Genomic DNA, 15441 nt, shown 5'->3' with positions numbered 1-15441 from the left:
CGCCAGGAAAGGGTGAGGCGTGAACGGACCCCTGATCGTCCAGAGCGACAAGACGCTCCTGCTCGAAGTCGACCACGAGCGGGCCGACGCCTGCCGCCGCGCCATCGCTCCCTTCGCGGAGCTGGAGCGCGCACCCGAGCACATCCACACCTACCGGGTCACCCCGCTCGGCCTGTGGAACGCGCGGGCCGCCGGACACGACGCCGAGCAGGTCGTCGACGCGCTGGTCGAGTTCTCCCGCTACCCGGTGCCGCACGCCCTGCTCGTGGACGTCGCCGAGACGATGGCCCGCTACGGGCGGCTCACGCTCTCCAAGCACCCCACGCACGGCCTGGTCCTCACCACCACCGACCGGCCGGTTCTGGAGGAGATCCTCCGCTCCAGGAAGGTCCAGCCGCTCGTCGGTGACCGCATCGACGCGGACACGGTCGCCGTGCACCCCTCCGAGCGCGGCCAGATCAAGCAGACGTTGCTGAAGCTGGGCTGGCCGGCCGAGGACCTCGCCGGTTACGTGGACGGCGAGGCGCACCGGATCGACCTGGCCGAGGACGGCTGGGCGCTGCGCCCGTACCAGCAGCAGGCCGTCGAGGGCTTCTGGCACGGCGGGTCGGGCGTCGTCGTCCTGCCCTGCGGAGCGGGCAAGACCCTCGTCGGGGCGGGCGCCATGGCCAAGGCCAAGGCCACGACCCTGATCCTGGTGACCAACACCGTCTCCGCCCGCCAGTGGAAGCACGAGCTGGTGAAGCGGACGTCCCTGACCGAGGACGAGATCGGCGAGTACAGCGGGACGAAGAAGGAGATCCGCCCCGTCACCATCGCCACCTACCAGGTGCTGACGACCAGGCGGAAGGGCGTCTACCCGCACCTGGAGCTGTTCGACTCCCGCGACTGGGGCCTGATCGTCTACGACGAGGTGCACCTGCTGCCCGCGCCGGTCTTCAAGTTCACCGCCGACCTCCAGGCGCGGCGGCGGCTCGGCCTGACCGCGACGCTGGTGCGCGAGGACGGCCGCGAGTCGGACGTCTTCTCCCTCATCGGGCCCAAGCGTTTCGACGCCCCGTGGAAGGAGATCGAGGCCCAGGGCTACATCGCGCCCGCCGACTGCGTCGAGGTCCGGGTGAACCTCACGGACACCGAGCGGCTCGCGTACGCGACCGCCGAGACGGAGGAGAAGTACCGGTTCTGCGCGACGACCGCGACCAAGCAGAAGGTCGCGGAGGCGCTGGTGCGGAAGTTCGCGGGCCAGCAGATCCTGGTCATCGGCCAGTACATCGACCAGCTCGACGAGCTGGGTGAGCACCTGGGCGCGCCGGTGATCAAGGGCGAGACGCCGAACGCGCAGCGCGAGAAGCTCTTCGAGGCGTTCCGGCAGGGGGAGATCAGCGTGCTGGTGGTCTCCAAGGTGGCGAACTTCTCGATCGACCTGCCGGAGGCGACCGTCGCCATCCAGGTGTCGGGCACCTTCGGATCACGCCAGGAGGAGGCGCAGCGCCTCGGCCGGGTGCTGCGTCCGAAGGCGGACGGGCACCAGGCGCACTTCTACTCGGTGGTCGCGCGGGACACGATCGACCAGGACTTCGCGGCGCACCGGCAGCGGTTCCTGGCGGAGCAGGGGTACGCGTACCGGATCGTCGACGCGGACGAGCTGCTCGCGCAGGACGCGGACCCGGATCTCAGCGGCGCCTGACGCCGGCCTCCTCGGCGAACTCGCCGAGGACGACGACCCCGAACGCCGCTTCGGCGAACACCCTGATCGCGCGCAGGGCGTTGCCGAGGCGGTGGGCGGGGTGCGGGGCCGCGCCCAGGGCGGTGGCGCCGGAGGCGTGGTGGAAGATGGTTGTGGTCATGTCTCCATGATGGTTTCCGCGCCCGGGCGGTACATCGGTCCGCAGACCGAACCCCGGCGCCGTCCCCGTACGACTCCAGGCATACGGCATCCCCTACGGGACGGACTCGGGCGCGAGCGTCGCACGGGGGCTCGCGGGCGCGGGCGTCGCGGGGGCGGCGGCGGGCGCGGCGGATATTCGGTCGCCCGCTCCCCGGCGGGTCGCTAGAATCGCCGACCTTGCCCGCCTCCCTCTCGTGGAGCGCCGCCCGCCGGTCGGAAACCGGCCGGCCCGCCGTCACCCCGCGTACGACCCCCGGAGGCTTCGCCGTGCCCGATCCGCTCGCTCAGGAGCGTGCCCACCTCGCCGCCTCGCGCGCCGCCCTGCGCACCATGCGCGAGGACGTCCAGGCCCTCGACATCCGCGACGTCACGGCGAACTGGGTCAACGCCGCCGTGCTGTCGGCGCAGATCGACGAGCGGATCAAGGCGCTCGCCGACCTGTCGCACACCCCGCTGTTCTTCGGGCGGCTGGACTACCTGCACACCACGCAGGAGGGCCAGAAGTTCTACATCGGGCGGCGGCACGTCCACGACGCGGACGGCGACCCGATGGTCGTCGACTGGCGCGCGCCGGTGTCGCAGCCGTTCTACCGTGCGTCGAAGAAGGACCCGCAGGACGTCGCGCTGCGGCGGCGGTTCGGGTACACGGGCGGGGAGCTGACCGCGTACGAGGACGAGCACCTGTCCGACCCGGCGGAGGCGGAGACGACGTCCCGCCTGCTCCAGGCCGAGATCGAACGGCCGCGCGTCGGCCCCATGCGGGACATCGTGGCGACGATCCAGCCCGAGCAGGACGAGATCGTCCGCAGCGGCCTGTCCGGCTCCGTCTGCGTCCAGGGAGGGCCGGGCACCGGCAAGACGGCGGTGGGCCTGCACCGGGTGGCGTACCTGCTGTACGCGCACCGGGAGCGGCTCGCCCGCACCGGCACGCTGGTCATCGGGCCGAACCGGTCCTTCCTCCACTACATCGAGCAGGTGCTGCCCGCGCTGGGCGAGCTGGAGGTGAAGCAGGCGACGGTCGGCGACCTGGTCGCGCACGTCGAGGTGCGGGGCGAGGACGACCCGACGGCGGCCGTCGTCAAGGGCGACGCCCGGATGGCGGAGGTGCTGCGGCGGGCGGTGCGGTCGCACGTGACGCCGCCCACCGAGCCGCTGATGGTGGTGCGCGGGTCGCGGCGCTGGCGGGTGCCGGCGTACGAACTGGAGGAGATCGTCCGCGAGTTGCTGGACCGGGACATCCGGTACGGGGCCGCGCGGGACGCCCTGCCGCAGCGGATCGCGCACACGGTGCTGGTGCGGATGGAGCAGGCGGGCGAGGCGCCCGACGACCGGGTGCAGGACGCGGTGGCCAGGAACGCGGCGGTGAAGGCGGTCGTCAAGGCGGTGTGGCCGGCCGTCGACCCGGCGAAGCTGGTGCTGCGGCTGCTGTCGGACGCCGCGTTCCTGGCCGAGCACGCGGACGGGGTGCTGACCGCCGATGAGCAGAAGGCCGTGCTGTGGGCGAAGCCGCCGCGCTCGGTGAGGTCCGCGAAGTGGTCGGCGGCGGACGCGGTGCTGATCGACGAGGCGGCCGACCTGGTGGAGCGCACCCCGTCGCTGGGTCATGTGGTCCTGGACGAGGCGCAGGACCTGTCGCCGATGCAGTACCGCGCCGTGGGGCGGCGCTGCTCGACCGGTTCGGCGACGGTGCTGGGCGACCTGGCGCAGGGCACGACCCCGTGGGCGACGGCGAGCTGGGCGGAGGCGCTGGCGCACCTGGGCAAGCCGGACGCGGTGGTGGAGGAGCTGACCGCCGGTTTCCGCGTGCCGCGCGAGGTGATCGCGTACGCGTCTCGGCTGCTCCCCCACATGTCGCCGGGGCTGGCGGAGGTGCGGTCGGTACGTGAGTCGCCGGGCTCGCTGGAGATCGTCCCGTGCCGGGCGGAGGACCTGTCGGCGTCGGTGGTGTCGGCGTGCCGCGCCGCGCTCCGCCACGAGGGGTCGATCGGCCTCATCGCGGCGGACGCGCGCGTGCCTGTGCTGGCCGAGGCGCTGCGGGAAGCGGGCCTGGCGTGGCTGTCGCCGGGCGAGGAGACGACCCAGGAGTCCCGCCTGACCCTGGTCCCCGCGTCGCTGGCGAAGGGCCTGGAGTACGACTACGTCGTCCTGGACGAGCCGGCGGCCGTCGTCGACGGCGAGCCCGACGAGCGCACCGGCCTGCGCCGCCTGTACGTGGCGCTCACCAGGGCGGTCTCCGGCCTCACGGTGCTCCACGCGGCCCCGCTCCCGCCGCAGCTGGGCGCCTGACGGGGCGGGCGCCCCGTCGCCCCCGGCGCCGGGCACGCGCCGTCGGGGCTCTCGCCCCCACGAACCCCGGGTCCCGGGCGCGGTGGTCGCCCGTCCGGGCACCGGTTGCCGTTGGGGGCCGCTCCATGGGGATGGCCCCCTCCGGGGCGGGCCGGGGGTCCCGCGAGGCCCCGGCATCCGGCCAGGCATACCGGCCCGGACCACCCGGCGCGGGCCCCTCGGGGCCGGGGGCACCCGGGGGCGCGAGCCCCCGGGCGGGCGTCACGCCGCCGGCTGGAAGCCCCGCAGGCGCAGGCTGTTGCCGACCACGAACACCGACGAGAACGCCATGGCCGCGCCCGCCATCATGGGGTTGAGCAGACCGGCCGCGGCGAGCGGCAGGGCGGCGACGTTGTAGGCGAAGGCCCAGAACAGGTTGCCCTTGATCGTGGCGAGGGTGCGGCGCGAGAGGCGGATCGCGTCGGCGGCGGCGCGCAGGTCGCCGCGTACGAGCGTGAGGTCGCCCGCCTCGATGGCGGCGTCCGTACCGGTGCCCATGGCCAGCCCCAGGTCGGCCTGGGCGAGGGCCGCCGCGTCGTTGACCCCGTCGCCGACCATGGCCACCGACCGGCCCTCCGCCTGGAGGCGCTTGACCACGTCGACCTTGTCCTCGGGCATGACCTCCGCGTACACCTCGTCGATGCCGACCTCGGCGGCGACCGCCTCGGCGACGGCCCGGTTGTCGCCGGTGAGCAGGATCGGCGTGAGGCCCAGGGCACGCAGGCGGGTGATCGCCTCGGCGCTGGTGTCCTTGACGGCGTCGGCGACCTCCAGGACCGCCCGCGCCTCGCCGTCCCAGGCGACGGCGATGGCGGTCCGGCCGGCCGCCTCGGCCTGCTGCCTGGCGCGCCCCAGCGCGGCCGGCAGCTCGATGGCCCACTCCTTCAGCAGTTGCTCCCGCCCGACCAGTACCGCGTGGCCGCCCACCACTCCCTGGACGCCGAGGCCCGCGACGCCGGCGAAGTCCTCGGGGGTGGGGAGCGTACCGACGCGCTCGGCCGCCCCGGTGGCCACCGCCTTGGCGATGGGGTGCTCGGAGGCGTGCTCCAGGGCTCCCGCGAGGCGCAGGACGTCACGCTCGTCGGTCCCTTCGGCGGTGTGGATCCCGATCAGGGTCATCCGGCCGGTGGTGACGGTGCCGGTCTTGTCGAGGACGATCGTGTCCACCCGGCGGGTGGTCTCCAGGACCTCCGGGCCCTTGATCAGGATGCCGAGCTGCGCGCCGCGTCCGGTACCGACCATGAGCGCCGTCGGGGTCGCCAGGCCGAGCGCGCAGGGGCAGGCGATGATCAGTACGGCGACGGCGGCGGTGAACGCGGCGGTCAGGCCCGCGCCGGTGCCGAGCCAGAAGCCGAGCGTGGCGAGCGCGAGGCCGATGACGACCGGCACGAAGACGGCGGAGATCCGGTCGGCGAGGCGCTGCGCGGCGGCCTTGCCGTTCTGGGCGTCCTCCACCAGCTTCGCCATGCGGGCCAGCTGGGTGTCGGCTCCGATCCGGGTGGCCTCGACGACCAGCCGGCCGCCCGCGTTGAGGGTGGCGCCGGTGACCGGGTCGCCGGTGCCCACCTCGACCGGCACGGACTCGCCCGTGAGCATGGAGGCGTCCACGGCGGAGGTGCCTTCGACGACCCTGCCGTCCGTGGCGATCTTCTCGCCGGGCCGGACGAGGAAACGGTCGCCGACCCGCAGTTCGGCGGTCGGGACGAGGACCTCGCGGCCACCGCGCAGGACGGTGACGTCCTTCGCGCCCAGCTCCAGCAGCGCCTTCAGCGCGGCGCCCGCCTTGCGCTTGGAGCGCGCCTCGAAGTAGCGGCCGGCCAGGATGAAGGCGGTGACACCGGCCGCCGCCTCCAGGTAGATGTTCCCGGCGCCGTCGGTGCGGGCGATGGTGAACTCGAAGGGGTGCGTCATGCCGGGCGTACCCGCCGTGCCGAAGAACAGGGCCCACAGCGACCAGAGGAACGCGGCCGACGTGCCGACCGAGATGAGGGTGTCCATCGTGGCGGCGCCGTGCCGCGCGTTGGTCCAGGCGGCGCGGTGGAACGGCCAGGCGGCGTAGGTGACGACGGGCGCGGCGAGGGTGAGGGAGAGCCACTGCCAGTACTCGATCTGGAGGGCCGGGACCATCGCCATCGCGATGACGGGTACGGAGAGGACGACGGCCGTGACCAGGCGCTGCCGCAGCGGGCGCAGTTCGTCCGCCGGCTCCTCCCGGCGGTCCTCGGGTTCCGGGGGTGCCGGTTCCCGGGCGGTGTACCCGGTCGCCTCGACGGTGGCGATGAGGTCGGCCACCCGTACCCCGTCGGCGTACGCGACCTTGGCCTTCTCGGTGGCGTAGTTGACGGTCGCGGTGACGCCGTCCATCCGGTTGAGCTTCTTCTCGATGCGGGCCGCGCACGAGGCGCAGGTCATGCCGCCGATGGCGAGCTCGACCTCGGCGGCGGGGCCGGGTGTCGTCGTCGTGGGGGTGCTCATGAGTGCTGCTCCTCGCCGATTGATACCCCGACAGGGTATGTCGTTCCGATGGGGAACAGGTATACCCCCAGGGGGTACTAGGAAGCAAGCGATCACCGCTCTTGACTTGATACCCCCCAGGGGTATTCTGGCGACAACGGACACGCCTCACCAAGGAGTCGCCATGAACACCGGAGTGAAGATCACCGCATTCGCCGCCGCGCTGGCCGCGACGTTCGGCACGGCGTACGGGGTGGGCAAGGGCGTCGGCCCGGTCGTGGCGGCGGAGGAGCGCCCGGCCGTGCGGCACGACGCGCCGCACGGCGAGCAGGAGCCACCGGCCACCGCGCACGGCCACCACGACGCGCCCGCCGCCCCGCGGGCGCCCGGCGGGCTCCAGGTCTCGGAGGGCGGCCACACCCTGACCCTCCAGCCCTCCGCGCTCGCGGCCGGGAGCCGCGGCGAGCTGCGGTTCCGCATCACCGACGCCCACGGGCGGGCGGTGACGGCGTACGAACGGGAGCACGGCAAGGAGCTGCACCTCGTCCTCGCCTCACGGGACCTGACCGTGTACCGGCACCTCCACCCCGAGCGGGGCGCGGACGGCACCTGGTCCACACCGGTCGAGCTGCCCGAGGCCGGGGACTACCGGGCGTTCGCCGACTTCACGCCCGCGGGCGGCGAGGCGCTGACGCTGGGGGCGGACCTGGCGGTGTCGGGCGCGTACCGACCGGCGGCGCTGCCCGCGGCCGGGCGCGTCGCCGAGGTCGACGGCTACCGGGTCGAGCTGGCCGGGGCGCCCGCACCCGGCCGGGCGAGCGAGCTGACCCTGCGCGTCAGCCGGGGCGGGCGGCCGGTCACCGACCTCCAGCCCTACCTGGGCGCGTACGGCCACCTGGTGGCGCTGCGCGCCGGAGACCTCGCCTACCTGCACGTCCACCCGCACGAGGGTCCCGCCGGGCCCGAGGTGTCGTTCACGGCGACGGCGCCGAGCCCGGGCGCGTACCGGCTCTTCCTCGACTTCAAGCACGGCGGGAAGGTGCGTACGGCTGCCTTCACCGTGCACGCGCACTAGGGTGGCCATTGGACTAGACCTGTAGCGAATGGAGCCGGCAGTGAGCAACCGTGCAGTCCTGGAGGTGATCGCCCTCGACGCGGAGGACGCGATCGCCGCGCAGGCCGGAGGAGCGGACCGCCTCGAACTGGTCACGGACATCGCGGCGGACGGGCTCACCCCGTCCCGCGAGACCTACGGCCGGATCCGCGCCGCCGTGGACATCCCGCTGCGCGTGATGCTGCGCCTGACGGACGGGTTCGCCGCGGGCGACGTCGAGGCGCTGGTGCGGGTGGCGCGGGAACTGCGCGAGGAGGGCGCCGACGAGTTCGTCCTCGGCTTCCTCGACGCCGGGGGCCATGTGGACCTGGTGACCGTCGAGCGGCTGGTGGCCGAGCTGGAGGGCTGCCGCTGGACGTTCCACCGCGCGCTGGACCGGGCGGCCGACCGGGACGCGGCGCGCAAGCAGCTCGCGGACCTCCCCGGCCTGGACACCTACCTGACGGCGGGCTCGGCGGCCGGTGTCGACGAGGGCCTGCCCACCCTGCTGGCCGAGGCCGCCGCCGCCCGGCGCGGCGAACCGGGGTACGAACCCGACCTCCTGGTGGGCGGCGGCCTCCGGCTCGGCCACGTCCCGGCGCTCCTCGCGGGCGGCGTCACCGCCTTCCACATCGGCGGCGCGGCCCGCCCGTCCGGCTGGACCGCCCCGGTCTCCCCGACGGCGGTCCGCGCCTGGCGCACGGCGATCGACGCGGGGGCCTGAGCGCGCGGTCCCGCCCGGGAGGCGCCCGGCACGGTGGCGCCCGCCGGGCCGGACGCACACCGCACAGCGCCGGGTCCGGCCCACGGGGCGCCCGCGAGGTCGCAGCGGGCGCCCGTGCGGGCGCGGAGGCGGACCGGGGATCGGCGCCGCGCCCGGGGTGGCGGGCCGCGGCAGCAGCGGGCCCGCCTACGCCCGTAGGCCCGCTCCGGCACCGGTGCGCACCCGGCACAATGACCCCATGGCGTCCCTCCCCGAGCACCCCGCCCATGCCGACCTCCGCCACCGCTGGGCATCGGCCGTGGGTGGTGCCGAGCATGCCGACCGGTACGCCGACGCCCTCCTCGCCCGCTGGGCCGAGCCCCAGCGGCGGTACCACACCACCGACCACCTCCTCGCCGTCCTCGACCACGTCGACGAGCTGGCGGACCACGCGGCCGACCCCGACCTCGTACGGCTCGCCGCCTGGTTCCACGACGCCGTGTACCTGCCCGAGCGGTCCACCAACGAGGAGCGCAGCGCCCGGCTGGCCGAGCGGGCGCTGCCCGAGCTGGGCGTCGACGCGGCCCGTACGGCGGAGGTCGCCCGCCTGGTCCGGCTCACGGTCACCCACGACCCGGCGGACGGCGACCGCAACGGCGAGGTGTTGTGCGACGCGGACCTCGCGATCCTGGCCGCCGCGCCCGACGCGTACGCCGCCTACGCCGCCGCCGTACGCGAGGAGTACGCCTTCGTGCCGGACGACGCGTTCCGTGAGGGGCGCGCGGCGGTGCTGCGGCAGCTGCTGGGTCTGCCGCGTCTGTTCCGTACACCGCACGGCGCACGCGCGTGGGAGGAGCGGGCCCGCCAGAACCTCACCACGGAGCTGAAGCTGCTGGAGAGCCCGGGAATGTAGGACCTGCCGGAGACGTTGACCCCGGGCATGCCGTCACCCGCCGATCGCACCCGCATGCCCCTGGCCGTCTACATCCTCGGCCTGTCCGTCTTCGCGCTCGGTACGAGCGAGTTCATGCTGTCGGGTCTGCTGCCCCCGATCGCGGACGACATGAACGTCTCGATCCCGAAGGCTGGGCTGCTCATATCCGCCTTCGCCATCGGCATGGTGGTCGGCGCCCCGCTCCTCGCGGTCGCCACGCTGCGCCTGCCGCGCAGGACGACGCTGATCGCGCTGATCAGCACGTTCGGCGTCGGGCAGCTCGCGGGCGCGCTGGCTCCCTCGTACGGGATCCTCTTCGCCTCCCGCGTGGTCAGCGCCCTCGCGTGCGCCGGCTTCTGGGCGGTGGGCGCGGCCGTGGCGATCGCGATGGTGCCGGTCGGCTCCCGCGCCCGCGCGATGGCCGTGATGATCGGCGGCCTGTCGATCGCGAACGTCCTCGGCGTCCCGGCCGGCGCGTTCCTCGGCGAGCACCTGGGCTGGCGCTCCGCGTTCTGGGCGGTCGGCGCCGCCTCCGCCGTCGCGCTGGTCGGCGTGGCGACCCTGATCCCGCGCATCCCCCTGCCCGACGAGAAGCCGCAGCTGCGGCGCGAGCTGAGCATCTACCGCGACCGGCAGGTCTGGCTCGCGGTCGCGGTCACGGCGCTCGCGGCGGGCGGCGTGTTCTGCGCGTTCTCCTACCTGGCGCCGCTGCTGACCGACGTCGCCGGACTCGACGCGGGCTGGGTGCCGACCGTGCTGGCCCTCTTCGGCATCGGGGCGCTGATCGGTACGACGATCGGCGGCCGGGTCGCGGACGCGCACCTGTTCGGAGTGCTGCTGAGCGGTATCGCCGCGTCGACGGTGTTCCTGGTGGCGCTCGCGGTCTTCGCGTCCAGCCCCGCCGTCACGGTGGTCCTCTCCTTCCTCCTCGGCGTCTCGGCGTTCTACACCGCCCCCGCCCTCAACGCCCGCATGTTCAACGTCGCCGGGGCGGCGCCCACGCTGGCGGGCGCCACGACGACGGCCGCGTTCAACCTGGGCAACACCGGCGGCCCGTGGCTCGGCGGCACGGTCATCGACGCGGGCCTGGGCTTCCCGTCCACGGCCTGGGCGGGCGCCGCGATGACCGTGCTGGGCCTCGCGGCGGCGGCCGTGGCCCTGCGCCTGCACGGCTCGCCGTCCCGCGTGGTGAGCCGGTCGGACACGCCGTCGGACACACCGGCGGACCGCGAGCCGGACCGCCCGTCCCGCGTCTGAGACCGACCGGGCCTCAGCCGGCCGGCCGGTGCTTCGGGCGCCGCAGGCCCGACTCCTTGAGCCGGCGGACCAGTTCCTTGGAGCCCACCTCGACCGCACCCTCCGCCACCGCGTCCGCGTACCGCTCGGAGGGGACGTCGTAGTGGTCGCGGTCGAACGCGCGGGACGGGGCGCCGATCCGGGCGGCGAAGGCGTGGAGCTCGTCGTACGACGTGTCGCTCACCAGGTGGGACCACATACGACCGTGGCCCGGCCAGTTCGGCGGGTCGATGTACACCGTCACGTGAGCCCGCCGACCCGCGCCACCCGCACGCCGGCCTTCCCGCACACCCAGTGCGGGTCCGGCCCCAACTCGGGCTCGACGTCCAGCGCGTGCGGGTCGCCCGAGCTGCACACCGGGCACAGTGGCCAGCGGCCGTACCGCTCCAGCAGGGCGTCCTGGACGTCCTGGGCGACCAGTCCGGCGACGTACTCGATGCCTTCCGGCCACTGCTCGACCCACCAGCGGCGGTGCGTCACCGCGTCCTCCACGAGCGAGACCACCTCGGCCTCCGCGACGTTCCGCGCCATCAGGTCGGCGAGGACCAGCGCCCGCGCGGCGTGCAGGGCCTGCTCAAGGGGGTCCACGGCGTCCATGCAGCCATTGTCACCCCAGGTCCGGAGGGCTTGACGACCCCCAGGGCTGAAAATACCTTTCAGGTGTGACCAATGACGTGAAGGAAATTTTCAGCAACGGGGGGAAGGGCAGACCGGGCGGGGAGGCCGCCCCCGCGCCCGCCGCCCTCGCCGCCAAGGTCCGCACCCTCGCCCCCTCCATGACCCGCTCCATGCAGCGCGTCGCCGAGGCCGTCGCCGGAGACCCCGCCGGCTGCGCCGCCCTCACGGTCACCGGCCTCGCCGAGCTGACCGGCACCAGCGAGGCGACCGTCGTCCGCACCGCCCGCCTCCTCGGCTACCCCGGCTACCGCGACCTGCGCCTCGCCCTCGCCGGGCTGGCGGCCCACCAGCAGTCCGGCCGGGCCCCCTCCGTCACCGCCGACATCGCGGTGGACGACCCGATAGCGGACGTCGTCGCCAAGCTCGCCCACGACGAGCAGCAGACCCTCGCCGACACCGCCGCCGGGCTCGACACCATCCAGCTCGGCGCCGCCGTCACCGCGCTGGCCGCCGCCCGCCGCACCGACATCTACGGCGTCGGCGCCTCCGGCCTCGTCGCCCAGGACCTCGCGCAGAAGCTGCTGCGCATCGGGCTGGTCGCGCACGCCCACAGCGACCCGCACCTCGCCGTCACCAACGCCGTCCAGCTCCGCACCGGCGACGTCGCCATCGCCATCACCCACTCGGGCTCCACCGGCGACGTCATAGAACCGCTCCGCGTCGCCTTCGACCACGGCGCGACCACCGTCGCGATCACCGGCCGGCCGGACGGCCCGGTCTCCCAGTACGCCGACCACATACTCACCACCTCCACGGCCCGTGAGAGCGAACTGCGGCCCGCCGCCATGTCCTCCCGCACCAGCCAACTCCTGGTCGTGGACTGCCTGTTCACCGGGGTCACGCAGCGTACGTACGAGACGGCCGCCCCCGCGCTCTCCGCCTCCTACGAGGCCCTCGCGCACCGCCACTCGCCCCGCACCCGCTGACCGCCCGCACGCCCCGCTCACCGGCCCCGCTCACCCCAGGCCCCGCTCACCCTCGGCCCCGCCCGCCCCACTCGCCCGAAAGAGCGCGCACGAATGAACCCCTCGGAACTGTCCGCCCTCACCACGGAAGCCTTCCGCCCGGAGCTCGCGGACATCGACCGCCTCCCCACCGCGGAGATCGCCCGCCTCATGAACGCCGAGGACCGGTCCGTCCCCGGCGCCGTCGCCGCCCAGCTGCCCCGCATCGCCGCCGCCATCGACGCCACCGCCGAGCGCATGGAACGAGGCGGCCGCCTCGTCTACGCCGGCGCGGGCACGGCCGGGCGGCTCGGCGTCCTGGACGCCAGCGAGTGCCCGCCCACCTTCAACACCGCCCCGGGCCAGGTCGTCGGACTGATCGCGGGCGGGCCGACCGCCCTGCTGGAGGCCGTCGAGGGTGCCGAGGACTCCCGCGAGCTGGCAACCGCCGACCTGGACGCCCTGCGCCTCACCTCCGACGACACCGTCGTCGGCGTCTCCGCCTCCGGCCGCACCCCGTACGCCCTGGGCGCCGTCGAACACGCCCGCGCGACCGGTGCCCTGACGATCGGTCTGTCCTGCAACGCGGGCAGCGCCCTCGCCGCCACCGCCGAGCACGGCATCGAGGTCGTCGTCGGCCCCGAACTGCTCACCGGCTCCACCCGCCTCAAGGCGGGCACCGCGCAGAAGCTGGTCCTCAACATGATCTCGACGATCACCATGATCCGGCTGGGCAAGACGTACGGGAACCTGATGGTCGACGTCCGCGCCACCAACGACAAGCTCCGCGCCCGCTCCCGCCGGATCGTCTCCCTCGCCACCGGCGCGTCCGACACCGACATCGAGACGGCCCTCACCGCCACGGACGGCGAGGTCAAGCCCGCCATCCTCGCCCTCCTCGCCGGCGTCGACGCCGACACGGCGAACCAGCTCCTCGCCAAGACCGGCGGCCGGCTGCGCGCGGCGCTCGACCAATAGGCGGGCAGCGGCCGCCCACCGGCGCGGACCCACCGTCCCGGACCCCGCCCCCTGGCACCATCCGCGCATGACCGCAGCCGCACCCGCACCCTCCCCCGACCCCCGCACCACCGCCGGGGCCCTTCTCCCCCTCGTCGGCGGCGCCGGCAACGTCACCTCCGTCGCCCACTGCATGACCCGCCTGCGCCTCGGCCTGCGCGACCGGGCCCTGGTCCAGGACGAGGCGCTCAGGGCGCACCCCGCCGTGCTCGGCGTCGTCGAGGACGACACGACCTACCAGATCGTGCTCGGCCCCGGCACCGTCGCCCGCGTCACCCCCGAGTTCGAGGCCCTCCTCCTCCGGGCCCGGGGCACCGCCATCAAGGCCGCGCAGAAGGAGCGGAACGCCACCCCCGGCAAGGTCCTCCTCCGCCGGATCGCGAACATCTTCGTACCGCTGATCCCCGCCCTCATCGGCTGCGGCATCATCGCCGGCATCAACGGCCTGCTCCTCAACCTGGGCCTGCTGCCCGCCCTCACCCCCGCCCTCGCCGCCGTCGCCGCCGGCTTCATGGCGCTGATCGCCGTGTTCGTCGGCCTCAACACGGCCAAGGAGTTCGGCGGTACGCCGGTCCTCGGCGGCGCCGTCGCCGCGATCGTCGTGTACGCGGGCGTCGCCAAGGTCGAGGTGTTCGGCCAGCAGCTCTCCCCCGGCCAGGGCGGCGTCCTGGGCGCCCTGGCCGCCGCCGTGCTCGCCGTCCGGGTGGAGAAGTGGTGCCGCCGCCACGTACCCGAGACCCTCGACGTGCTCGTCACCCCCACCCTCACCGTGCTCGTCGCCGGGCTCGTCACCGTGTACGGCCTGATGTTCGTCGCAGGCGAGGTGTCCACCGCCATCGGGGTGGCCGCCGACTGGCTCCTCGGCCACGCCGGAGCGGTCGCCGGGTTCGTCCTGGGCGGGCTGTTCCTCCCCCTCGTCATGCTCGGCCTGCACCAGGCCCTCATCCCGATCCACACCACCCTGATCGAGCAGCAGGGCCACACCGTGCTCCTCCCCATGCTCGCGATGGCCGGCGCGGGTCAGGTCGGCGCCGCCGCCGCCGTCTACGTACGGCTCCGCCACCGCACCGACCTGCGCCGCACCATCCGGTCCGCGCTGCCCGCCGGTCTCCTCGGCGTGGGCGAGCCGCTGATCTACGGCGTCTCGCTGCCACTCGGGCGGCCGTTCGTCACGGCCTGCGTCGGCGGCGCGTTCGGCGGCGGGTTCGTCGGGCTGTTCCACATGCTCGGCGACCCGGTCGGCTCGACGGCGATCGGCCCGTCCGGCTGGGCGCTGTTCCCGCTCCTCAGCGGCGACCGGGGCCTGTCCGTGACCACGGTCGCCGTCTACGCGGGCGGACTGCTGACCGGGTACGTGGCCGGGTTCGCCGCCACGTACCTCTTCGGCATCGGCAAGCCGCTGCTCAGCCCACCACCTGCTCCTTGATCGTCACGCGCCCCTTGCGGATCGTGGCGAGCCGGGGCGCGCGCCGCGCCAGCGCCGTGTCATGGGTGACCATCACGAACGTCAGCCCGTTCTCCTCCCACAGCCCTTCCAGCAGGTCCATGATCTCGTCGCGCATCGACTCGTCCAGGTTTCCGGTCGGCTCGTCCGCCAGCAGCACCGCCGGCCGCTTCACCAGCGCCCGCGCGATCGCCACCCGCTGCTGCTGCCCGCCCGACAGCTCGCCGGGCAGATGGCCGCGCCGCTCCCCGAGGCCCACCGACACCAGCGCCTCCGCCGCCCTCTCGCGCCGCTCGGGAGCCCGCAGCCCGAGCGGTACGAGAGCGGTCTCCACGTTCTCCTGGGCGGAGAGCGTCGGCACCAGGTTGAAGCCCTGGAACACGAACCCGATCTTCTCCGCCCGCACGCGGGTCAGCCGCGCCTCCGGCAGCGTCGCCAGGTCGGTGCCGTCCAGGACCACGCTGCCCTCCGTCGGCCGGTCGAGGCCGCCGAGCATCTGCAACAGCGTGGACTTGCCGCCGCCGGTCGGGCCCTGGATGACCAGCCGCCCGCCGTCCTCGATGACCAGGTCCACCCCGTCGAGGGCCTGGACGGTCTCCTTGCCACGCCGGTAGCGCTTGGTGACGCCACTGAGCTGGTACATGTGCTGTCAACTCCAGTCGTAC

The 15441-nt window shown here is 74.3% G+C and carries 14 protein-coding genes; 9 read left to right on the top strand and 5 right to left on the bottom strand.

Translation table 11 applies throughout. The features are described 5' to 3' along the window. The first annotated feature begins 19 nt into the window (after positions 1-19). Positions 20-1687 (top strand): DNA repair helicase XPB, encoded by a 1668-nt coding sequence (locus AC07DW_RS21005; RefSeq protein ID WP_478859177.1) that lies wholly within the window; start codon positions 20-22, stop codon positions 1685-1687. Here the strand turns inward: AC07DW_RS21005 and AC07DW_RS21000 are convergent. Then, positions 1674-1847, bottom strand: coding sequence for a hypothetical protein (locus AC07DW_RS21000; protein ID WP_478859176.1), 174 nt, complete (start codon positions 1845-1847; stop codon positions 1674-1676). The two genes, AC07DW_RS21005 and AC07DW_RS21000, sit on opposite strands and share 14 nt — an antisense overlap. 218 nt (positions 1848-2065) lie before the next feature. On the opposite strand from AC07DW_RS21000, the gene AC07DW_RS20995 reads away from it, so the two are divergent. Further along, positions 2066-4174, top strand: coding sequence for a HelD family protein (locus AC07DW_RS20995; RefSeq protein WP_478859175.1), 2109 nt, complete (start codon positions 2066-2068; stop codon positions 4172-4174). Positions 4175-4435: 261 nt separating this feature from the next. On the opposite strand, the gene AC07DW_RS20990 is transcribed toward AC07DW_RS20995, so the two are convergent. Next, positions 4436-6688 carry a heavy metal translocating P-type ATPase gene (locus tag AC07DW_RS20990; RefSeq protein WP_478859174.1) on the bottom strand — a complete coding sequence of 751 codons (2253 nt, stop codon included), beginning with the start codon at positions 6686-6688 and terminating at the stop codon, positions 4436-4438. Between the two features lie 163 nt (positions 6689-6851). Here AC07DW_RS20990 and AC07DW_RS20985 point away from each other — a divergent pair, with 163 nt between their 5' ends. The 4 genes from AC07DW_RS20985 (at position 6852) to AC07DW_RS20970 (ending at position 10654) form a co-directional block, all read left to right on the top strand. Then, positions 6852-7742, top strand: a complete 891-nt coding sequence (locus AC07DW_RS20985) for a hypothetical protein (protein WP_478859173.1) — start codon at positions 6852-6854, stop codon at positions 7740-7742. 40 nt (positions 7743-7782) lie between these two features. Continuing rightward, positions 7783-8484: a copper homeostasis protein CutC gene (locus AC07DW_RS20980; protein ID WP_478859172.1), complete on the top strand. Its 702-nt coding sequence runs from the start codon at positions 7783-7785 to the stop codon at positions 8482-8484. Positions 8485-8722: 238 nt separating this feature from the next. Beyond that, entirely contained in the window at positions 8723-9376 is a 654-nt protein-coding gene (locus tag AC07DW_RS20975; RefSeq protein WP_478859171.1) for an HD domain-containing protein, read from the top strand. 54 nt (positions 9377-9430) lie between these two features. Further along, positions 9431-10654, top strand: coding sequence for a Cmx/CmrA family chloramphenicol efflux MFS transporter (locus AC07DW_RS20970; protein WP_478859266.1), 1224 nt, complete (start codon positions 9431-9433; stop codon positions 10652-10654). A 13-nt stretch (positions 10655-10667) separates the two neighbouring features. Here the strand turns inward: AC07DW_RS20970 and AC07DW_RS20965 are convergent, their stop codons facing one another. Both AC07DW_RS20965 and AC07DW_RS20960 read right to left on the bottom strand, forming a co-directional pair. Beyond that, positions 10668-10937 (bottom strand): DUF4031 domain-containing protein, encoded by a 270-nt coding sequence (locus AC07DW_RS20965; protein WP_478859170.1) that lies wholly within the window; start codon positions 10935-10937, stop codon positions 10668-10670. After that, a complete protein-coding gene (locus AC07DW_RS20960) occupies positions 10934-11290 on the bottom strand; it encodes a hypothetical protein (protein ID WP_478859169.1) in 357 nt (118 codons plus the stop codon). Before AC07DW_RS20960 ends, AC07DW_RS20965 begins: the two co-directional genes overlap by 4 nt. Before the next feature lie 65 nt (positions 11291-11355). On the opposite strand from AC07DW_RS20960, the gene AC07DW_RS20955 reads away from it, so the two are divergent. The 3 genes from AC07DW_RS20955 (at position 11356) to AC07DW_RS20945 (ending at position 14758) form a co-directional block, all read left to right on the top strand. Then, the gene (locus tag AC07DW_RS20955; protein WP_478859168.1) at positions 11356-12297 is read left to right on the top strand and encodes a MurR/RpiR family transcriptional regulator; all 942 of its coding nucleotides are present in this window, start codon (positions 11356-11358) and stop codon (positions 12295-12297) included. Positions 12298-12390: 93 nt separating this feature from the next. Beyond that, positions 12391-13293: an N-acetylmuramic acid 6-phosphate etherase gene (gene murQ / locus AC07DW_RS20950; RefSeq protein WP_478859167.1), complete on the top strand. Its 903-nt coding sequence runs from the start codon at positions 12391-12393 to the stop codon at positions 13291-13293. Between the two features lie 67 nt (positions 13294-13360). Further along, positions 13361-14758, top strand: a complete 1398-nt coding sequence (locus AC07DW_RS20945) for a PTS transporter subunit EIIC (protein WP_478859166.1) — start codon at positions 13361-13363, stop codon at positions 14756-14758. Here the strand turns inward: AC07DW_RS20945 and AC07DW_RS20940 are convergent. Next, complete coding sequence (locus AC07DW_RS20940) at positions 14736-15419, bottom strand: ABC transporter ATP-binding protein (RefSeq protein WP_478859165.1); 684 nt, start codon at positions 15417-15419, stop codon at positions 14736-14738. The two genes, AC07DW_RS20945 and AC07DW_RS20940, sit on opposite strands and share 23 nt — an antisense overlap. Positions 15420-15441 lie beyond the last annotated feature (22 nt).

The sequence above is a fragment of the Streptomyces sp. NPDC045701 genome (assembly GCF_056432045.1).
Note: the sequence above shows the minus strand (reverse complement) of the source record. Positions and strands in the feature narration are given on the sequence as shown.